We start from the raw sequence: 21,035 nt of genomic DNA on the forward strand, positions 1-21,035 counted from the left end.
GATGAGCGTTCTCCTGCTGGCTCTTTTTCTGGCCCTGACGGCCCAAGCCCCGGCCATGGCCCACCGGGTCAACATCTTCGCCTATGTGGAAGGAAGCGACGTGCTGGTGGAATGCGTTTTCAGCACATCCAGCCCGGTCCGGGACGGGCAGATCAATGTCTTCGATTCGATCAGCGGCGAGGAACTTCTGCAGGGGAAGACGGACGACAAGGGCTTTTTCCGCTTCCCCGTGCCTGAGAAAGCCCGCGCCGCCGGGAGCGGGCTGCGGATCCGGATCAACGCCGGTGAAGGTCACCAGAATGAATGGACAGTGGAAGCCGGGGAGCTGGTTTCGGCTGCACCAGCCACACCCGCCCCCGCGGAGGCCCAGGGTAACGCCGCACCCGGCGGACTGACCAGGGACGATGTGGAGGCTGTGGTCAACGCGGCTCTGGACGCCAAACTCGCGCCCATCAAACGCGCCGTGCTGGGACAATCCGGCCCCGGCGTGGTCGAAATTGTGGGCGGCATCGGCTGGATTTTCGGACTGGCCGGAGTGGCCGCCTATTTCCGGAGCCGTCCGCGTGATTGACGAGCCCTTCAGCGCCGGTCCGTCTTTTCTGCATACACTGGATCCCCGCTTCCGCCTGGTCATGGCCACGATCTTTTCCCTGACCGTCGCCCTGGCCCGGCGGCCCGAAACGGCCCTGGCCGGGCTTTTCTGCGCCGCGCTGCTGCTGGGCCTGAGCCGCCCGCCCGTGCCTCCCCTGATGCGCCGCACGGCGGCAGTAAGCATGTTCCTGTTCTTTCTGTGGGCGGTGGTACCCCTCACCATGCCCGGAGAGACGCTTACCGCCATCGGCCCCCTCACGGTCAGCCGGGAAGGCGTGGCACTGGTCTGGCTGGTGACCCTCAAGGCCAACGCCATCTTCTTCGCGTTCCTGGCTCTGGTGGCCACCATGGACTCGGCCACCATCGGACAGGCTCTGGACCGCCTGGGAGCTCCGCCCAGGCTGGTCTTCCTTTTTCTCTTCACCTACCGCTATCTGCACGTTCTGACCGGAGAATGGCAGCGGCTGCTGACCGCCGCGAAACTGCGCGGCTTCATTCCCCGGACGAACATGCACACGTACCGCACGCTCGGCTTTCTCTTCGGCATGGTGCTGGTGCGCGCCTTCGACCGCTCGGAGCGGGTCTATCAGGCCATGTTGCTGCGCGGATTTACGGGACGGTTCCGGACGGTGCGGCGGTTCGCGGCCCGCTCGCGGGATGCCGCTGCCGCCGCGTGCTTTCTCGGGCTGACGGCGGGCCTTTTGACCGTCGAATTCATGGGGATGGGAGCGGCCAGTGTCTGAACACCCGGTTTTTGCTCTGGAGCATGTCTCCTTTGCCTATCCTTCAGGCCGGACGGTACTGCGGGACGTCTCCTTCGCCTTCCGGGCCGGAGAAAAAATCGGTCTGTATGGCCCGAACGGCAGCGGCAAGACCACGCTCTTCCATCTGATCACGGGCCTGCTTACTCCCGGCTCCGGACGGATATTCTTTCATGGCCGTCCCGTCAGCGGAGAAAAGGACTTCCGGGCCGTGCGCCGGGAAATCGGCCTGGTGCTGCAAAACGCCGAGGACCAGCTCTTCAATCCTACCGTGCTGGACGATGTGGCCTTCGGCCCGCTGAATCTGGGCCTTGCCCCTGAAGAAGCCCGCCGGCGGGCCGTGGAAACCTTAGGGAGCCTCGGCCTTGACGGCTTCGAGGACCGCCTGACCCATCACCTGTCCGGCGGCGAGAAAAAGCTGGTCTCCCTGGCCACAATTCTGGCCATGCGGCCACGGGTTCTGCTGCTGGACGAACCCACCAACGATCTGGACCCGGCCACCAGAGACCGGCTGGCAGAAATTCTGACCGCCCTTCCCACGGACCGGATAATCATCTCCCACGACTGGGATTTTCTGGCCCGGACCACCGGCAGCTACCTGACCGTACAAAGCGGCGGGCAGCTGGCCCGCACGCCGTACCTGACCCACGCACACACCCACGCCCATCCTCTGGGCGACATGCCCCATCAGCACCGTTAGGCGACACGACCTCCTGAGAAGCCGTCACAGGGGGCAAGTACCGGGTCAAAAGCTGAGCTCCCGCTCCCAGAGCACGCGCAGGTTGATCCAGACCCGCCGGGCCAGAGACTCCGTCCAGACCCGGACCGCCACTACGCCCCGGATACGGGTCTGAGCGCCGACCTCACCCTCGGGCAGGCAGAAAACCCGATGCCGCGGTACCTGCATGACCAGGCCGTCCTGGATCGTGGTCTCGATCTGACCGCCATTGACTCCGGCCAGAAGCGGCCATTCCAGAGTGCGGCCAGCGTAGGTATCCAGTTTGCGGATGACGCAGGGCACGGCAGACAGCCCTGGATTTTCGGGCAGAAAACGGCCCTTCTGATCCAAGGTCAGACGGGAGAAATCATCACTTTCGGCCAAAGCGTGAATCTCCCACACCCCGGGAGTGGCCACAAGCAGCAGTTCATGCCCCCGCGCCACTATCGCGCCGGGGCGCACCGTCTCATCCGCCGCCATGACCCTGCCGGACCGAGGTGCGGTCAGGGCCAGACGGGCTATCTCATCCTCGCGCTGACGCAGGGCCGCCCGTGCCGCACGCAATTCCTCACGCAGAATAGACAATTCCGCGTTGTTTCCACCTTCCATACTGGCGGCAGAAACCTGCTGTTCGAGCCGCGCCAGCCGGAAGCCGGCCGACTCCACTTCGCGCTCCAGCTCCGGACTGCTCAGTCTGACCAGAATCTGCCCTTCGGACACAAGATCTCCGGGACGCACGGAGAACTCTTCCACCCGGCCCCCGTGGGGCGCATACAAGTGGACCTCGTTTCGCAGTTGCAGCATGGCAGGCATACTCACGGTGCGAGGCCAGGGCATGAACAGAAACACGGCAAAAAAACCAGCCAGCACAAAGGGGACCACGGGACGCACAGCAGCGTGTTCGCGCAGGCTCCGCCAGACGCGCACCTCCCTCCACACGGGCAAAAGAATGAACCAACCGATCTCCACAGCCATGAGCAGCACTCCCAGCACTTTGAAGAAAAAAGCGTACACGAGCAGGGCAATGCCCAGAAACAGAAAAAAGCGGTATAGCCAGGTGCACACGGCATAAACGATCATAAGCCGCCGGGTCCGCAGGGGCGCACTGTCCGGGGCAGGCTGGTCCAGCCGGAAGAGCAGGCCGCGCAGTTTCCAGGAGGCCAGGGCGAAAGCCCGGGTCTGAAGATTGGGAATACCCCACAGATCCATGAGCAGATAATAGCCGTCAAAACGCATGAATGGGCTCAGGTTGACAGCCAAGCTGATAAGCCAGGTCACTCCGGCGAAGAGAAACAGTGCGTCACGCAGATGGCCGGGCTCCGCCAGATTCCAGAACAGCAGCGCCCAGGCGGCCACCATCACCTCCACTCCCAGCCCGGCCAGACTGATATACAGCCGGGAACGATGACTGGGCAGCTTCCAGACATCGGTGGCGTCGGTGTAGAGCATAGGGTAGCCGACGATGATGGCCAACCCCATGGCCGGAACTCGGCAGCCGTGACGGACGGCCGTCAGAGCGTGCCCGAACTCGTGCAGAATTTTGGCTGCGGCCAGAGCCAGAAGCATGGCGACAATACCCGGCGGCGTGAGCATGTCCGGCAGAAACGAGGTGAATTCATCCCAGCGCACGGACACCAGCGCCAAGCCGCACAATCCCGCCAAAACCGTAAGCATCAGAAAAAGAGGGCTGAACAGCCAGGAGATGTACGGCAGCATGGTCCGCAGCATGTGTTGCGGTCGCACAAGCGGAACGCGTACAGACAGGTAGGTGTGTAAAATCGTTTTCAGCAGTCCCTGATCCCGCCGCCGGGCCAGGGTCAGCAAATACTCCGTATCTCTGGGGCTGGAAGCCTGCAAAAGCTGGCTCCGGGCCAAAAAAGCGGCCAGTTCCTCCACCTGTCCGGCCGGAATGGCGCGGGCCGCTTCACCGGACGCAGCCCGTGCCACCAGTTCCGGATTGCCCGCACTCCAATGCTTGAGAATGAGTAACTCGTCCAAACCTATGGAGAAAAAACGGTTTGCCGTGATGTCGTGCAAGGTCCAGCACGGCTCACCATTTTCGCGCGGTGGAGCCGGATGGATGTCAATGTCTTCGCGCAGAGGGCGCAGGAAGGCTTGGGTCATGATTCTGCAGGACCACTCGTCCGGCTGGGGGTCAGATACCCAGCCACATGCGCGCAATGGCCAGTGGGCGCCGCAGCAGATAGAACCCCAGGGGCATTTTCTCGCCGAAAATACGGCCCGTCCCGAAATAGCCTATGCGCATTTCCGGTACACCCTGGTCGATGGTGGCCAGCACTTCGTAAGCCAGCACGCCCTTGGGGCTTTCTCCGGGCTGGTAGCCGATGGAGCGCACTGTCGCCTTGATGGGCGTGCCCGGCGTGAGGTTCAGATAGAGATGCGCTGTGTCGCCGACCTTCAAAAGAGCCGCGTCACCGGCCGGAACCCAGATCTTCACTTCCATCCGGGCGGGGTCAGCGATGGTCAGAAGCCGCTCGCCCATGCTCACGGACTTCCCGGCCCAAGATGGATAGTCTTCCACCAGAGCCACGCCGGGACGCGAAGCCACCACATTCATGCGGCCCTTGAGTTCCGTCAGATACGCCAGTTCCGCCTTGGCTTCTTCCCGCCGTACTTCCAACTCCGGCAGGCGCAGGGTACTGTCGGTCATGAACAGCGCGCCCTGCCGGGCTTGCCGCAGGGCCTCCTCGGCACTGGACAGGTTTTCGCGAGCCACCTGGATCTGGTTGTCGATCCTGAGCTGCTCGAAAACCACCAATGTATCGCCTAAGGCCACACTCTGAAACGGCTCCACGGCCATGTGCCCGACAATGCCGTCCACGGGAGAGCGCACCACCGTGGGATCGAGCGGTACCACTTCCCCGAGACCAAGTACCGCCGACGGCACGGGCATGGCGCTCAAGACCAGTAAAACAAGACCAGCGATCCAGGCCGGACCGATCCGGAAAAATCCGCGCAGACGAGCGGACAGGCCGGGCCGCCGAAGAGTGCGGAGCATGGCCCCAGTCACCTTGCATAGACGTCCGGCCAGAGTCAGATCTTCCGGGGTCCATTCCTGGGTGCGGCCCAGCAGCAGATGCCCAGCCGGGACCCCGTCACGGAGAAATACCGGGCAGAGCAGCAATCTACCCGGAAGCCACTGGCCCCATTCCCTGGCCGCGGCCGGAGGAAAATCCGCAGAGAGAAACTCCCGCGGCGTGTTCTGGCCGCCCCAGAGACTTTCCAGACGGCGCAGGTACTGGGCGCAAGGCGAGTTCCTGTCGGCGCTGACCACCCCGGCGAAAGTCACCTCCAGATCGGGAGTCTGCTTAGAAGGCAAAAACGCCGCGAACTCATGAGGCAGTACCTGCCTCGACTCGTTGACCAGAATCAGCAGCACCTCCCGCGCACTCAGCGCGGCCAGCAGGCGGTCTTCCACAAAATCCCGGAGGGACGCTTGCGGCTTCACGTCATGTCCTTCCGCGCCTTACGGCTGCTCCAAGGTCACGATACCCGACATGCCCGGCCGGGCCAAACCCGAAGCACTGTCCAGCCGTCCGAAGATCTTGATGGTACGGTTCAGGGGATCGGCCACGGGAGCAATCTGACGCACAGTGCCGTTCACAACGGAGTTCGTTTCATACACGCTCATAGAGAAACCCTGTCCCACACGCACATCCTGAATGGCCGTGGATGGCAGCAGGAAATGGACCTCCAGATTTTCCGTGCTCACAATCTCCAGCAGCGGCTTGCCCGCGCCCACATACTCTCCCTTCCCGGCGGACAGGGAAACCACGGCTCCGGCAAAGGGGGCGCGCACGGCGCAGCGCTCTACGTCAAGCTGAGCCAAGGCCCTGGCCTGGGCGCTGATGTCCACTTCGGCCTGGGCCTTTTCCATTTCCTGCACGCTGGCCGACTCCATGCGGGCCAGACTCCGGGTGTTCTGGAGCACTGCCTGAGCCAGACGCTCCGCCGCTTTGGTCTGCGCCAGGTGGGCCTTGTAGCCCCGGCAGTCCAGTTCGACGAGGACGGCCCCGGCATCGAAAGACTCCCCTTCGCGCACACGCAGGGCGCCGACAACAGTGTTCAATTGACTGGAAAGAACCACATGGTCGCGGGCCACGATCTGTCCGCGCACCGCGTCATCGGCCTGGACCGAAACGGCCGGAAGAAGCAGCGCAAGCACCGCCAGCAGAACTTTTCCTGTCATTGGGCCTCCTCCGTGACCACCGTGGGAGCGGGCAGAGCCAAAAGCGAGGAGAAGTCTCCGCCGCCCCAGAGCTTGTGATTGACCCCGGCCACGGTGTCCGTCAGGCCGCGCAAATCGCGGGGCAGCCCGGCATAATCCAGATAGTCCACGCCCAAGGCGGTGAACAGATTGTTCAGAGACTGATAGTAGTTAATGAAAGACTGCTCGCGGTTCATGCGGCTGGTAATGGCCGACATGGATTTCTGGATGACATCCAGACGCATTCCCTGTCCCTGGCTGACCTTGCGAGTGGCCAATACCTTCAGACGTTCCTCCACATCAGCCAGGATTTTAGCCCGATTCACGGCCTGGGCCGCGAAATCGTGCTGCTGCGCGGCCAAGTTGACCTGCGCCAGCACGGCCATGCCCATCGCCAACCCCTGTGCCTCATCCATTTCCTCCTGCACGGCGAGCATCTTCTTTTTGGTCGGCCATTTGACCAGATTCATGAGATTGTAGGCCACATGCACCGAGGCCTGCTGCCAGGTGGAGTGCAGATCGAAACTATTGGAGTCGTAATTTGCGGACAGACTGATGCCGATGCCGGGCACCAAATCCAGAATGGCCTTTTTGGCCTCCAGAGCCGTGATGCGCCGCTGGTAACCCCATTCAAAAATTTCGGGCCGGTGGGAAAAGGCGTAGTTTTCCATCTGCTCCCGGGTCAGGTCCAGATCCCGGACCAGGCCGTACCAAGCCGGTGGAGCAAGACGCGGCAAATGGTCCGAGGGCAGATTCATGAGGGCGGCCAGTTCCACCTTGGCCAGAGAAAGCTCGTGGGCCAGGTCTTCCATCTGGCGGATCATCTGGAGCAGGTTCTTCTGGTAGGTCAGGACCTCTTCCAGAGGGCGCAAACGCTCGCTTTCCACTGTTCTGGCCGTGGACAGGGCCTCTTCGGCCTGTTCCAGCACCTTGCGGATATCACCTTGCAGCTGCTGGGCCACGAGCACCTTGAAGAAGGCAGTGCGGGTTTCGCTGACCAGATCCTGCACCACCTTGCGCTGCTGTTCCTTGGCGATGAGGAAGCGGTTGGCCTGCTGGTGCAGGGTATAGTAGCTGACGCCCACATCCAGAATATTCCAGGACAGGGCCAGTTCTCCCGTAACCTTGTCGCGGTCCTCACTGGTGGAATAGTCTGTGGATTTCACCCCCGTGCGCAGGTTGCGGCTGACGGACGCGTCCCAGTTGGAGCGGTGATCGGCCTCTCCTCTGGCCGTGAGTTCCGGCAGCAGGTCGAACATGCTCAGATCGTACTGGCGCTGCCTGAGAGAGACTTCAAACATCTTCAGACGATGCTCCAGATTGTACTTGAGCACCCGGGCGATTGCCTCGTCCAGTGTCAGGGTTTCCGGCAGGGGTTCCTGCGGAATCCGCACACGGTCCTGCAGGAGAACGGCGGTTTCCTCGGCTTCCACAGCGGTGATGGCTTTGGGTTTGATGGCGCAACCGGTGGCGAGAAACGCGCAGCCGAGCAGCAGAACAACAGTTTTCAGAATGCGGAACATGGAAAAAATCCTTCTCGTGCTTGATGTTATCAAGAGGTTTGAAATTATCCTTCCGGAACGGTTCTTACGCCCGGAACGCGGCCAGTTGCACCGTGAACGAAGGTCTGGCCGCCCGGCCGCCCTCGGAGGGCAGCACGCGCAGACGATGGACAATCTCCGAACGGTTGCCCAGTTCATCCGAAGCGATGACCCGCACTTCCAGTACAGTCTCGCCGGCGCCCACCGGAATTTTTCCGGACACTTCACCCGTCTGCGGGTCCAGAGCCAAGCCCTTGGGCAGAGGTGAACCGTCGGCCAGAGCGGCGGAGAAGGTCACCTGCCCTCCGGTCAGCACTTCTCTGTGCCACGCCTCCATGGGCAAAGACACTTCGACGGTCTCCCCCGGAGAGGCGGTGACGGTCTGCTCCGTTTCCCATTGATCTATCCGGGTCTCGGCACCGGCAACAAACCGGGCAGCGTCCGCTTTCAGATTCAGGGTGATGCTGACCACGGCTTCGTTGCCTTTCTCATCCCAGAACCAGACCTTCACTGTCGTGGACTTCTGGGTCAGATCTCCCGGAGGATTGACCAACAGAGCGCGGGCGTCGGCGTCAAAAGTAACCCAGAAGGGCAGAGGCGAACCGTCGGCCAGTTTGGCCTCGGAGCGGATATCCGTACCCGTCAGCACGGACAGTGCTTCCGGAGGAATATCGACCACGGTGCGGTTCTGTTCGCCGTGCCACAGATTGATCCATTGCACATAGGCCACTTCCAGTTGGCGCGGATGTTCCGAAAACTCCAGCGCCCGGACCAGAATATTCCGCTCGCCCATAATTCCGGACTGGCGAAAGTTCCATGCCGGAAACAGATGCAGACCGCCGCCGAGGGTTGATTCCTCCGGCCGCAGGGGCTCGATGCCGGGCCGGACCGGACCAATACCTCCCGGGCGCTTCGAGTGTCTCCCGGCGGAATCCCCGCTGCGATGTTCTCCGCTGGCCATTCCGCCCACGGTGATGGTCACGGTGGCTGTGGACGTGTCCCCGTCGGAATCCGTGATCGTGTACGTGAAGGAGTCCGGACCCGTATAGCCGGGGGTTGGGACGTAGACGAACGTCCCGTCGGGATTCACCGTCACCGTGCCGTGGGACGGGTCCGTGGTTTTGCTCCACGTGTTCCCGCCGTCAGGAGACGGCCGGTCGTTACCCGAAAGACTCCCCGAAACCGGCGTATCCGGTCTGGTGGAGACGGAGTCCGGCACGGCCACGGGTCTGCCGTTCTCTCCCACGGTGATGGTCACGGTGGCTGTGGATGTATCCCCGTCGGAATCCGTGATCGTGTACGTGAAGGAGTCCGGACCCGTATAGCCGGGGGTTGGGACGTAGACGAACGTCCCGTCGGGATTCACCGTCACCGTGCCGTGGGACGGGTCCGTGGTTTTGCTCCACGTGTTCCCGCCGTCAGGAGACGGCCGGTCGTTACCCGAAAGACTCCCCGAAACCGGCGTATCCGGTCTGGTGGAGACGGAGTCCGGCACGGCCACGGGTCTGCCGTTCTCTCCCACGGTGATGGTCACGGTGGCTGTGGATGTATCCCCGTCGGAATCCGTGATCGTGTACGTGAAGGAGTCCGGACCCGTATAGCCGGGGGTTGGAACATAGACGAAGGTCCCGTCGGGATTCACCGTCACCGTGCCGTGGGACGGATCCGTGGTTTTGCTCCACGTATTCCCGCCGTCAGGAGACGGCCGGTCGTTACCCGAAAGGCTCCCCGAAACCGGCATGTCCGGTCTGGTGGAGACGGTATCCGGCACGGCCACGGGTCTGCCGTTCTCGCCCACGGTGATGGTCACGGTGGCTGTGGACGTGTCCCCGTCGGCGTCCGTAATACGATAGGTAAAAGAATCCGTGCCGGAATAGCCGGGGGTTGGGACGTAGACGAACGTCCCGTCGGGATTCACCGTTACCGTGCCGTGGGATGGATTGGAGGTCTTGGCCCAGATATTGCCGCCGTCCAGAGACGGCCGGTCGTTGCCCGAAAGACTGCCGGAAACGGGTGTATTATGCGCAGTGGAGTAGGAATCCCCCACGGCTCCCGGCGAATCGTCAATGGCGATAAACACCGTGGCCGTGGATGTGTCCCCGTCGGCGTCCGTGATCGTGTACGTGAAGGAGTCCGCCCCGGAATAGCCAGAGGAGGCCGTGTAAGAGAACGTCCCGTCGGCGTTGACCGTCACGGAGCCGTGAGCCGGGCCGGAGGCCAGGGTCCAGACATTGCCGCCGTCCAGAGACGGCCGGTCGTTGCCCGAAAGATTGCTGGTCACCGTACCGCCGGGCCTGACGGAGAAGGAATCGTTCACGGCCTTGGGCACGTCGCTGGCGCTGATGGTGATGACCAGCCTGGCAGTGGATGCGTCCCCGTCGGCGTCTTTGATCGTGTAGGAGAATGTCTCGGTCAGGGGAAGGTCCCCATGAGCCAGTCCGCTGACCGCGGGGTTGGCGGGATTCAGCTGGTAGGAGTAGGAGCCGTCGGAATTCAGGGTCAACCTGCCGTAAGCGCCGTCTATCTGGATACCGACTCCCCCGGCGACATCAGCTCCGCCGCTGTCTCCGGCCTGAACGCCGGCCACAGTCACGCCGTCGGCACCTGCACGGTCATTTTCCACAACCTTGCCCGTCAGGGTGGAGGTAGTCTTGTACATGCCGGCCGCGTCATCTCTGGCTGTGGGAATATCGTCTACAATGCGCACAGTCAGTACGCCATTTCGGGCGACATCGGCCTGGTCCGTGATGGTCAGGCCGATCTGGTCAGTACTTTCCGTGCCCCCATGAGACTGGGCCGCCTTCAGAACATAGGTGTAACCCAGCCTGGCGGCCGTGAGCGTGTCGGCGGTGCCGGACACATCGCTCAGGCCGGTCAGACGCAGTTCGCCCTCACCCGTATCGATGACATCCGAAGGCGAACCGGCGGACAGGGCGGCCAGTTCCGCCGCCGTGAAAGTCCGCCCGGCAACGGTCACCTGCTTCAATCCGTCGGGAGCGTTCAGTTCGATGACGCCCGTGGCGGTTCTGGACTGTCCGGCCGGACCATCGGCTGTCAGGCCGGACTCGTACACATCAGCCTGACCATTAGCCCCACCGTTGCCGTCAACAGGCGTGACGGACGGCGGCCCATCCGTCTTGCCCATGATGGTGATGGTCAGCTGCGCCGTATCCGTCTTCCCTTCAGGATCGGCCAAAGTGTACGAGAAGGTTTCGGTGAGGTTCTGCCCTTCTCTCAGGAAATTGACCTTCGGATTGCCGTTGTCCAGCGTGTAGACATAGGAGCCGTCGGCACCGATTTTCAGCGTGCCGTAACGACCGGGAATCTCCGTTCCCGTCCCGCCTGTCGTTCCAGTGGCCACGGCAGTCATGGCTCCGCCCTCAGCTTCCGTTCCCGTGCGGATGCCTGTCACAACCAGCTGGGCGCTGGGGCTTTCCGGGTCGGAATCCTGCCCGACGGTGCCGGGCTTGACATTTCCGTCAACCGAGGCCGTATTCTCTTCGATGGAATTGGTGTCGTCCACGGCCACAGGCGGATCGTTCACCGGTGTAACGCTGGTATTGATGACCACCGCGTTGGAGGCGTCGGAATAAATGGCCGTCCCCCCGGAGTTCGCTCCGCTCACATTCACTCGATCTCCCGTTCCGGACATAGTCCCGCCCGTCTCGATGAGCCGGGTGGTGAGCCCGGTAGGCGAACCATTCCAGTCGGCCTTGGGCAGGAAGCGTACCTTGGCGTCGGCCTTAAGCACCAGCCCGCTGGCTGCGGAAACAGCGGGAATGGTTGTCCAGGTATTGCCGTTGTCATCGGAATACTGCCACACACCCTTGGTGATGGACTCATCGGTCATACCCACGACCACAACCCCGTAAAACGCGTTGGAATCGCTGCCGCCATGAGCGGCCTGGTCATCCTTCGTATCCCGGAATTTAGCCGAGACCAGATTGCCGATGGTCTCACCCACTGGTTCCGTCGTGTCCTCATCGATGGCGGACAGAACAACCGGATTGGCGTCCGATCGGGTAGGGGCGTCATTCACCGGGTCAACGGTGATGTTTACAGTAGTCGTGACGGTTTGGGGGCCGCCGGTGCCTACATTGCCCTGATCGTTGAACGTCGCCGTGAGCGGCACCGGATTTGTGCTGTTGTAGTCGGCATCGGGTGTGTACCGGAGGGATGCCAGAGCCGCATTGATATTGGCCAGCGAGCCGGTCAGCGTCACGGTCCCCGAATTATCGGCCCCGCCGGAAATCACCGCGCCGGACAAATTGCCGATGGCAACCTTGCCCGAAGGCACGGTGATGGTGACCGTATTATTGGTGCTTGAAAAGGTGTCGCTGTCGGCAAAGACGATCTTGGCCGCATGTCCCGCGCCGGAGCCGCCGTCAAAGACCACGGTGGAGTCCTCGGACATGTTCACTGTGGACGGGGCGTTCACCGTGGGAGCGTCGTTGGTGTCGGAGACCGTGATGGTAAAGCTTTTGGTTACGGTATTGCCGGTGCCGAGACTGGTGGCCTGGTTACCCGTGTTTTCCGCGCCGTTCCCCTTATCGCCCTCTGCTGCGACACGGTCGTCGGCCACCACCGTAACGGTGATGACCTTGTCCACGTTGGTGTTGTCCGGGGTATACTTCAGGCTGTTCAGGGCCGCCTTCACCTGGGCCGCCGAACCGGAGATCGTCACCTCCGCCGTGCCGTCGTTTGTGACCGCCGCACCGTGAGCATCGCCGACATTCAGTTTGCCGTACGGCGCATTTTCATCCTTGGCGGTCAGGGTGACCTTCACAAAATCCGTCGCACCCTGAGCGGTATCCTTGACGTCGGACACATCGAAGCCGTTCAGGTCGATGGACGTATTCTCGGTCATGGTCTTGTTGCCGGGGACCTCCAGGACGGGGACATCGTTCACCGGCACGATGACGATATCCTGGTCAAGGTGCGCAGTATTTCCCGCCGGGATATTCGCATGGCCGAAATCCGTGAAGGAGCTCCTGAGATACAGCCTGCCCTCTCCTGCGCCGGGACCGTTGTAATCCGCAGCGGCCTGAAAACGCAGGGCGTTCAGGGCGTTCTGCACGTCAGCCATCTTACCCCTCAGGGTGACGGTATTTGTCTCATTACCACTGGCCGTAACGCCGTCCGTTCCGCCCAGCAGCAGTTTGCCTTCGGTAGCGGGGTCGGCCGGTTGGGTGTGGAACGCGTCCCTGAACAGCGCCACCGTCACCGTGACATGCTTGTCGAAGCTGTCGGCGTCGGACAGGGTGAAACCGTTCAGAGCCAGTTCAACGTCCTCGTTCACGCGGAAAGGCGTGGTATTGGCGATGCCCGGCGCATCGTTGGTGGTGGACGAACGCAGAGCGATGTACGCGGTCACGCGGTTATTGGCGTCGTTCACCTCTTTGTCCGTGTCAGGCGCGTTGTAGGGGGCCTCGTTTTCCCTACCGCCGTTGGCTGTCTGTTTACCGTCGACGAGAAGAAAGTTGCCGGAAGAATCACGCAGGCGGTCGTCCGCGACTATCCGGATTTTATCCGTGGCGCTGTCTCTGTCACTGCCGGGGTCCACCCGCAGACTGTTCAGGATGGCCTGCACCTCGGCGCGGGTTCCCTGAACCACGAGGGAGTTGCTCTCCTTGCCGGAAACATGAGCGTCGCCAGAGGCCGGATCAGCCGCAGTGTAGGTGAGCTTCGCGCCCGGAACAGGATTATCCCCCGCGTCCACCACGCTCACTTCCACCCGCAGAAAATCCTTCTCCCCGGTGGTGATGGCATCCAAGTCCGAGTCCGTTATGCCGATGCCCGGCACATTCACATAGCCGCCCGTGGAAAACACGTCCATGGAACCTTCGGTCGGCTTCAGTTCCGGCTTGTCGTTGGCCGGGGAGCCCACGGTAATCAGAAAGACGTTATTATTGGTCGCATCGCCCGTATCTTCGTTCACACCGTCGCTGATGACGAAATGAAACTTGTCATCGTAGGAACCTAGTCCGTCCGTGATCCGCTCCCCGGGTTCCGCACCTCCGTGCCAGTAGTATATTCTTCCGTCGTTGATGTCCTTCTGAGTGAAGGTGGAGCCCACCGACAGCAATTTTTCGTCCAGAAACAGCCAGCCGTGGGCAGGAGCCCCGGTGATGCGGTATTGACGCTGCACCACGGTGTTGTCCGGATCGATGGCGGTGAGGTGACCACTGTCTATGCGCACAAAGGCGCCTTCGGAAATATTCAGCACCTCGTTTTTCCCCTGAAGTGCACCACCTTCCGCAATGGTTCCGGGTATGGTGGGATCGGGAGCCCCCGGCTTGTCGGCCACCATGGGCGGATCGTTCTCAGGCAGGATGCTCACCGCCGCCGTGGCCTGCAGGCTCAGGTGGGACTGCGCGTCTCCGCCGCCAGCGATGGTGCCCGCCACCGGAGAAGTATCCACGGTGAAAGGAACAGACGGCTTGGACAGATCATCCCGGACTTCGTATGTAAAAGTGACTCTGGGGCCAGCGGCGTAGGTCAGCGGCTCCGTGCCGTCGTGCACATAGCGCAGGCCGGAAGCTTTGCCGTCAGCCGTGGCCGTGAGGATATCTCTGGAAAGCCACTCATTGGTTTGTACAGCCACCCAGGCCGTGCCATCCCAGCGTTGCAATGTCCCGTGGGCGGGCAATGTGCTGATCCGGAACCACAGGGCGTCCTTGTCCGGACTCGTATCTATGTCGGCCATGCCAATGGTCTGGACGTCCAGCCGGACAGCCTTGTCGAGGCCTTCCGCCACCTTGGTCTCTCCGCCCGCAGCCGTGGGACGGTCGTTGGTAGGCGTAATCTTGACGGTAAATGCACCCTTTTGAGTGGCCTCCACCGTTCCGGCGCTGACGGTGTACTCGAAAGTTGCCTGGTGCATTTCGCCGCCGTCGCTGACAAAGCGGATTTTATCCGCGTTGATGTCCGCCTGGGTGAACACCGCTCCTTCGGCCATGGGCACCCAGTCGTTGCCGGTGTATTTCTGGAGCTTCCCATTGCCGGGGACAGTAGTCAGAGTGTACACTGTCTCCTTCGGACTGAGCTCGACCGTCCTGTCGTCAGCCGGATCGGGCGTGCCGCTGTCGCTCTTCTGGGAGATTTTGTACTCCAGCATGGCCTTGGTCAGAATATAGCCGTCCGGAGAGCCCACATTGGCCTCGTTCCATTCCGTGATATTCTGATTGGTGGAACTGCCGGAAGGAGTGAAGTTGTAAGTAATTGTCGGCTGCACCGGGGGAACTCCGCCTTGATCCGGCTTGGGCGTGATGCTGAAATGAAACTCCCGCACCGAGACAGCGCCGTGGGCGTCCCGTATGGCACCTTCGCGAATCTCGCCGGGAACACCATCATTCATGGCATAGCCAAAGGCCGAATCACATACCGTGAAGGTGAACTTGTCCGGTGTATTGGGCCCTATAGGCACGTTCATGGTCTGCTTGTAGCTCACCCGCCCCGCGTCGATGTCCTCCTGGGTGAAGCGGCCACCCACGCCGAGAATGGCCCAATTGCCGTCCGATGTTCTCAGGTGCAGTTCGCCCTGTTGCGGCAGCCCGGTGAGCGTGTAGACCAACTGTCCGGCGGGCGTGGTATTGGCCGTATCGGTGGGGTCCCGATCCACGTCGGTGACTTTGAGCATGGAGTCGTCCACCGTCACCGTGGCCCACTCCTCGATGATTTTGGCCCTTTGTGCGTCGGGATGGCTGTTTTGTAACGCCGGATCGTCGTTGTTGGGCTCCACCGCCAGCGTGACGGTTTGAATTGTGGTCAGCGCCGCGCCGCCGCCCTGTCCGCCGCCGCCGTCCGTTACCGTAATGCGGTAGGACGGAGGCACAGCTCCGGGCGCGTCGGGTTCCGCACCGTTATGGGAGAATTTGAACTTTGAAAGATTTTCCCTCTGGCCCTGGGTCAGAGTCACGGCGCCGGTCAGCTCCTCACCGGGATCAAGCCTGTTGTTATCGTCGGCGTCAAAGAAAAACACGCCCTGAGCCGCACCGCCGCTCAACCCCGGATTGATCTGGTCAATGACGATGGAGGAATTGGCCCAGGAGTCGGCCGTATCGCCCAGCTCGATTTCCGGCTCCACGGATTTGATCTGTCCCTCAATGATGCTGATCCGGTCCTGCTTGACGACTGGAGCCACGTTTTTCGGGGTGACGGTGACGCTGAGCTGCGCGGGTGTCGATCCGCCGCCGCCGTCATTGACCTTGACATCAAAGGTATCCGTGATGTCTGCGGTCAGATCCGTGCCGTCATGCGTGTACCGCAGCTCGGCCAGATCGGAAACCGGAATGACCGCGCCCCTGTCCACCAGACCGCCTTTGTAGGTCAGACGGCCATGGACGGGCAGGGTGTCAACGATCATCATCTGCTGTGCGAGCACCTGCTGGCCGCTGGCAATGTCCGGGTCCAGCGCATTTTCGTCTGCCGCCAGGTTCGCCAGAGAAAAGGGGGCTGATCCCCCTTCGGCCACGGACAGGGGAACCCGGGAAGACAAATCGGGCGCGTCGTTGACAGCCGCGAAGTCGAGCTGAAACGTCTTGGTGGCGGAGGCATCAGTCTCGGCAGTGATCACCAGCGTGGCCTTGCCGCTGTAATTGGCGTCAGGGCGGTAAACCATGCTGTTGCTGTTGCCGCCGCCGGCATCGTTGGTGTGCCCCAGCAAGGCCATGTTGATGTCGCTGCGCGCGCCGCTGAAGCGCAGTTCGGCCGTGCCGTTTCCATAGCCCGGTTCAAAGGTCAGCCCGTCCGTGTGTTTCAGGTGAAGCGTGCCGTGGTCCGCCTTGATCGTCATTTTGATATTCGCGGCGCTGGAATCGATTCTGACCCACTGAACCAGCATGTCCGAGTCCTCGGTGCCGAGCCGGATCAGATTTTCCACACCAGTGATATGTGGAGCGCCCAATAGATCGCCGTAGTCCTGAACCGCCACGGCAGCGGTCTCCACTTCTCCGCTTCTGAACTCCAGAGTCCAGTTGCCGCCCTTTTCCGCACTGCCCGTGGCATCCGTGGAAGCGGCCACATCGGCTCCGGTCAGGGTCGCCAGGTGGGTGGCAAAAGCCTGTCCGGAGCCGGACTTGGCCACATCGCAGCCGTACAGCACAATATCGCCCCCGTCGCTGAAAGCGGAGCGCCAACCCTCGATCTGCCCGCTGCGCGCGACAAGAGCCGCCTCGTTCAATATGGTCGAACCCAGACGAATTTCTCCGTCCGCGCCGTGGGAAAAAATATGCAGGGCGTCCACCTGCCGGTATCCGCTCAAAAAATCGCTCAAAACCGTAAGGCCGTCGGTTTTCGCGTCCAACCGGAGAAGTACGGCATCCGGTCCCAGGTCCTTTTCAATCTGGGCGGAGTCCCGTACCGAAGCGTCGATGACAAAAATCTCCACGGGGGTCTCTTTAGCGACGTCCCGGCCCGCATCATCCGGTGCCAAATTTTCGTCATGGATAAAGGCCAGGCCGGGAAACTGGACATGCACGCCGCCATCGTCAAGATGATCCACTGCGTCGGCGGAGGAGGCGTCGAACAAAAGACGGGGTTCCAACTGGAAAAAAGAGTGGCTCATGAATGCTCTCTTGCAATGTCTTCCGGGCTTCAGTCTGGGTACTTCGCCCTTATGGATGAACATGACATGGTGCGGGAGGCATGCCTCCGATTGACTTTCCCGTCGGGAAAACCAAATGTGACAATTTTTCATACACCATGACAAAATAAGACCTCCCGGATCAGAACTGAGCATGACCTCACCTGACCGGTACGATCCAAACCTGGTAATCGTTATCATCAAAGCAACATATATGCCTGAAATAGTCTGGGCCAGAGCACCAGCCTCGCACTCAGATAAAACGACTGAAAATCCATGCAACCCGGCATATGTTTCCCACGGAGTGAAGATGGATCGCGTCAAAATCATCGGGGCCGGTCTGGCCGGATGCGAAGCGGCCTGGCAGCTGGCCGAATCCGGAGTTGGCGTGGAGCTTTTCGAGATGAAACCCCATGCCTTTTCCCCGGCCCATAAGAGCCCCCTGCTGGCCGAACTGGTCTGTTCCAATTCGTTCCGCTCGACAGAAACGGAAACAGGCATCGGGCTGCTCAAACGGGAAATGGAAGATCTGGGCAGCCTTGTCATGCGCGTGGCCCGGAAATGCGCGGTCCCCGCCGGCAAGGCCCTGGCCGTGGACCGGGAAATTTTCTCGCGGGAAATGACCTGCCTGCTCACGGAGCACCCGCGCATCGACCTTGTCCGCCGGGAAATCCTCCGTCTGGGCGACGTGGACGATGGCTCGTGCCCGATCATCGTGGCGGCCGGTCCTCTGGCCGGGGAAAGTCTGGCTTCGGATCTGGGCGGAATCATCGGACAGGAAGCCCTGGCCTTCTACGACGCCATCGCGCCCATTGTGGCCACGGATTCCGTGGATATGAACGTGGCCTTCTGGGCCTCGCGCCACGCGCCGGAAGAAAAGGACTATCTCAACTGCCCCATGACCGAGGAGGAATACCTGCGTTTCGTGCGGGAGCTCCTGGGCGGGGAGAAAGTCGCCCTGCGGGAATTCGAGCAGGAGGTGCATTTCGAGGGCTGCCTGCCCATCGAAGTCATGGCCGGGCGCGGCGAAATGACCCTGGCCTTCGGTCCCCTGAAACCCGTGGGCCTCGTCGATCCCCGCACGGGCCGACAGCCCTTTGCCGTGGTGCAGCTCAGGACCGAGAATCTGGACAGGACGGCCATGAACATGGTGGGCTTTCAAACCAAGCTCACCTATCCGGAACAGCGCCGGATCTTCGCCCTCATTCCCGGCCTCGCGCAGGCCGAATTCCTGCGCCTGGGCAGCATCCACCGCAATACTTATGTGCATGCCCCGGTGGTGTTGACCTCGCATCTGGAGCTTCTGGCCCGCCCCGGCACCTATCTGGCCGGGCAGTTGAGCGGCGTGGAAGGCTATCTGGAATCCGCGGCCACAGGTCTGTGGCTGGGGCTTTTTCTGGCGGGAAAGGTGGACCTGCCGCCCGTGGAAACGGCCTTGGGCGCTCTTTTGGGACATCTGCGCACTCCGGCCAAAAATTTCCAGCCGTCCAACGCGCATTTCGGGCTCATGCCCGCCCTGAACCGCAAGGCGCCCAAAAAAAAGCGCAAAGAGCTGTACGCCGCGCGGGCCAGAGAGAGCTGGGCCGGATGGCGGGAAAAATCCGGGCTGGCTGGCGAGCCGGAATAGCAAGACTGAAGAACGAATGCGGCCGCACCCTGGAGACCGCTCCGCCCAAAAAATCACGAAGCCCGCGGCTCTTACACGCCGGTTCCACACATAAAGAAAGAATTCCTCCGGCCGCCGCGCCGACAGCGGCGACAACCGCTTCAGCCGCCGTGCCTTCCATGTTCAGAAAATACACTTATTTTTCAACATATTGAGTCAAAAACAAACAATCGAAAAACCTTCTCTCATCTTTTACTGTTCCTGACGCCCAAAAATCATCTTTCTGTTCTCCGTTGGGTTCCTTTTGTGTTCATTTCTCCGGCAGCCTTGTCACTTCAATAGGGTAACCATCCGTACTCACAGGAGACCAGTCCAGCCGGAGACAAAACGGACATCAAAGAAAAGAACCGAGATCCAAAGCCCACAGGGACAGAAAAGCGCTGGCCGCAGACAGACAAAGGACACACAGTACCGCCGCCGCCATGACCAGACGGCGCATGGCCCGGAGAGAGGCCGAGTTCCATGTTCCGTCCACCGGGCCGAGAAGGGGCTTTTCCTTTACCTCGCCGAAATACCGGGTCGGCCCGCCCATGCCGACACCCACGATGTGCGCGGCCGCGCTCATGGGCCAGCCCGCATTGGGACTGTCCATGGTGCGGGCGTCGCGCACAATCAGCCGCCACGGCACGGGACGGCCCAGCACAAGTCCTGCCAGCCACAGAAACAGGGCCGACAGCCGGGCCGGAAGCCAGGCCAGCACATCGTCGGCCCTGGCCGCGCCGAAGCCCAGATCCCGGAAGCGCTCTGTGCGGTAGCCCCACATGGAATCCATGGTGCTCACGGCCTTGTACGCCCACAGACCGGCCGGACCCAGCAGAGAGAGCCAGAAAAACGGAGCCACGAACCCGTCGTTGAAATTCTCGGACAGGGTTTCCCCGAGAGCGCGGCGGACATCACTCTCGTCCATGTCCGCCGTGTCCCGGCTGACCAGCCCGGCCAGATGCGCCCGCGCCTCGGCCAGCCGCCCGGAATCCACCAGCCGGGCAGCCCGGTCCACCTCGCGCACCAGACATCCCAGAGCCAAGCCGGCGTATCCCAGATACAGAGCCAGCAATCCGCCCAGCAGCGGCAGACTCGTGAGCAGTTCCGCCGCAGCGGCGCAGACGAGCATCATGCCCAGCACGGCCGCGCATCCGCCCGGACGGGGTCCCCAGGGAAAAGCCCGGGCCGGGCCTTCTAGGCGGTGCACCGCCGCGCCGATCCAGCGCACCGGATGCGGCCAGTGGCGGGGATCGCCGAAGACGGCATCCAGCAGGGCACACCCCGGCAGAAAAACCGCCAGAGCGAGATTGACAGACGAGGCATGGATGTCGGGCATACATTATCCGGCAGAAGAAAATGGGTGAAAGGATCTGCGCCGGCACGGCCGGGGAGCAGAAACAAAGACGCATTCCCGGCGGGACATGTCGGCGTCTGAGGAAAACTATCCGTCCTGCCCGGCCTCGCGCCGGTCCAGTTCGCCGGTCTGGCGGTATCCTTCGTACAGAAGCACGGCCGCGGCGTTGGCCAGATTGACGCTGCGGACCTGCCCCCAGATGGGCAGGCGGACCACATGCCCGGCCTGATCCAGCATCTCCCGGGGTAGTCCCCTGGTTTCAGGACCGAGCACGACAAAGTCGTCTCCACTGAAGGAAAACCGGTGATAGGCGGTCCCCCGGCGGGCGCTGGTCAACACGATCCGCCCCGGTTCGCGGCCGGCCAGAAAAGCGGCCCAGTCCGGCCAGACGGTTTTGCGCACATAGGGCCAGTAATCCAGGCCCGCCCGCTTCAGGTAGCGGTCTTCCAGACTGAAACCCAGAGGCTCGATCAGGTGCAGCCGCGTATCCGTGGCCGCGCAGAGCCGGGCGATGGTGCCGGTATTGGGAGGAATTTCCGGCTGGTAGAGGACAATTTGCATCTTGGATTCTCTTTGCGTATTTTCCGGCCGTCATCGGCGCGGACTGGATT

At 61.8% G+C, this 21,035-nt stretch carries 11 protein-coding genes; 4 read left to right on the forward strand and 7 right to left on the reverse strand.

The window, feature by feature from the left end:
* Nucleotide 1 precedes the first annotated feature (1 nt).
* Genes AXF15_RS02160 through AXF15_RS02170 form a run of 3 tightly spaced genes read left to right on the forward strand, consistent with a single transcriptional unit; the run spans nucleotide 2 to nucleotide 2,052 of the window.
* Nucleotides 2–571, forward strand: a complete 570-nt coding sequence (locus AXF15_RS02160) for a cobalamin biosynthesis protein CbiL (protein WP_066602680.1) — start codon at nucleotides 2–4, stop codon at nucleotides 569–571.
* Nucleotides 564–1,334: a cobalt ECF transporter T component CbiQ gene (cbiQ, locus tag AXF15_RS02165; protein WP_066602683.1), complete on the forward strand. Its 771-nt coding sequence runs from the start codon at nucleotides 564–566 to the stop codon at nucleotides 1,332–1,334. The genes AXF15_RS02160 and cbiQ overlap by 8 nt, the downstream gene beginning before the upstream one ends.
* On the forward strand, nucleotides 1,327–2,052 hold the full coding sequence (locus tag AXF15_RS02170; protein ID WP_066602686.1) for an energy-coupling factor ABC transporter ATP-binding protein: 726 nt from the start codon (nucleotides 1,327–1,329) through the stop codon (nucleotides 2,050–2,052). The genes cbiQ and AXF15_RS02170 overlap by 8 nt, the downstream gene beginning before the upstream one ends.
* Nucleotides 2,053–2,097: 45 nt before the next feature.
* On the opposite strand, the gene AXF15_RS02175 is transcribed toward AXF15_RS02170, so the two are convergent.
* From AXF15_RS02175 to AXF15_RS02195, 5 genes are all read right to left on the reverse strand, one after another.
* Nucleotides 2,098–4,194, reverse strand: coding sequence for a hypothetical protein (locus tag AXF15_RS02175; protein WP_066602691.1), 2,097 nt, complete (start codon nucleotides 4,192–4,194; stop codon nucleotides 2,098–2,100).
* A gap of 31 nt (nucleotides 4,195–4,225) precedes the next feature.
* On the reverse strand, nucleotides 4,226–5,539 hold the full coding sequence (locus AXF15_RS02180; RefSeq protein WP_066602693.1) for an efflux RND transporter periplasmic adaptor subunit: 1,314 nt from the start codon (nucleotides 5,537–5,539) through the stop codon (nucleotides 4,226–4,228).
* Between the two features lie 18 nt (nucleotides 5,540–5,557).
* Nucleotides 5,558–6,280 carry an efflux RND transporter periplasmic adaptor subunit gene (locus AXF15_RS02185; protein WP_066602696.1) on the reverse strand — a complete coding sequence of 241 codons (723 nt, stop codon included), beginning with the start codon at nucleotides 6,278–6,280 and terminating at the stop codon, nucleotides 5,558–5,560.
* Nucleotides 6,277–7,821 carry a TolC family protein gene (locus AXF15_RS02190; RefSeq protein ID WP_066602699.1) on the reverse strand — a complete coding sequence of 515 codons (1,545 nt, stop codon included), beginning with the start codon at nucleotides 7,819–7,821 and terminating at the stop codon, nucleotides 6,277–6,279. Before AXF15_RS02190 ends, AXF15_RS02185 begins: the two co-directional genes overlap by 4 nt.
* 64 nt (nucleotides 7,822–7,885) lie before the next feature.
* The gene (locus AXF15_RS02195; RefSeq protein ID WP_066602701.1) at nucleotides 7,886–17,404 is read right to left on the reverse strand and encodes an Ig-like domain-containing protein; all 9,519 of its coding nucleotides are present in this window, start codon (nucleotides 17,402–17,404) and stop codon (nucleotides 7,886–7,888) included.
* 328 nt (nucleotides 17,405–17,732) lie between these two features.
* On the opposite strand from AXF15_RS02195, the gene trmFO reads away from it, so the two are divergent.
* Entirely contained in the window at nucleotides 17,733–19,049 is a 1,317-nt protein-coding gene (gene trmFO / locus AXF15_RS02200; protein ID WP_066602704.1) for a methylenetetrahydrofolate--tRNA-(uracil(54)-C(5))-methyltransferase (FADH(2)-oxidizing) TrmFO, read from the forward strand.
* A 373-nt stretch (nucleotides 19,050–19,422) separates the two neighbouring features.
* Here trmFO and cbiB read toward each other — a convergent pair whose 3' ends face one another.
* Both cbiB and AXF15_RS02210 read right to left on the reverse strand, forming a co-directional pair.
* Nucleotides 19,423–20,406: an adenosylcobinamide-phosphate synthase CbiB gene (gene cbiB, locus AXF15_RS02205; RefSeq protein WP_066602707.1), complete on the reverse strand. Its 984-nt coding sequence runs from the start codon at nucleotides 20,404–20,406 to the stop codon at nucleotides 19,423–19,425.
* Nucleotides 20,407–20,511: 105 nt separating this feature from the next.
* Nucleotides 20,512–20,985 carry a tRNA (cytidine(34)-2'-O)-methyltransferase gene (locus AXF15_RS02210; protein WP_066602714.1) on the reverse strand — a complete coding sequence of 158 codons (474 nt, stop codon included), beginning with the start codon at nucleotides 20,983–20,985 and terminating at the stop codon, nucleotides 20,512–20,514.
* Nucleotides 20,986–21,035 lie beyond the last annotated feature (50 nt).

This window comes from Desulfomicrobium orale DSM 12838, assembly GCF_001553625.1.
Classification (GTDB): domain Bacteria; phylum Desulfobacterota; class Desulfovibrionia; order Desulfovibrionales; family Desulfomicrobiaceae; genus Desulfomicrobium; species Desulfomicrobium orale.

Bases quoted from the DNA above. Each gene is read 5' to 3' on its own strand.
- trmFO (WP_066602704.1), top strand. From the start codon at position 17,733: ATGGATCGCGTCAAAATCATCGGGGCCGGTCTGGCCGGATGCGAAGCG.
- AXF15_RS02195 (WP_066602701.1), bottom strand. From the start codon at position 17,404: ATGAGCCACTCTTTTTTCCAGTTGGAACCCCGTCTTTTGTTCGACGCC.
- AXF15_RS02210 (WP_066602714.1), bottom strand. From the start codon at position 20,985: ATGCAAATTGTCCTCTACCAGCCGGAAATTCCTCCCAATACCGGCACC.
- AXF15_RS02185 (WP_066602696.1), bottom strand. From the start codon at position 6,280: ATGACAGGAAAAGTTCTGCTGGCGGTGCTTGCGCTGCTTCTTCCGGCC.
- AXF15_RS02160 (WP_066602680.1), top strand. From the start codon at position 2: ATGAGCGTTCTCCTGCTGGCTCTTTTTCTGGCCCTGACGGCCCAAGCC.
- AXF15_RS02175 (WP_066602691.1), bottom strand. From the start codon at position 4,194: ATGACCCAAGCCTTCCTGCGCCCTCTGCGCGAAGACATTGACATCCAT.
- cbiB (WP_066602707.1), bottom strand. From the start codon at position 20,406: ATGCCCGACATCCATGCCTCGTCTGTCAATCTCGCTCTGGCGGTTTTT.
- AXF15_RS02190 (WP_066602699.1), bottom strand. From the start codon at position 7,821: ATGTTCCGCATTCTGAAAACTGTTGTTCTGCTGCTCGGCTGCGCGTTT.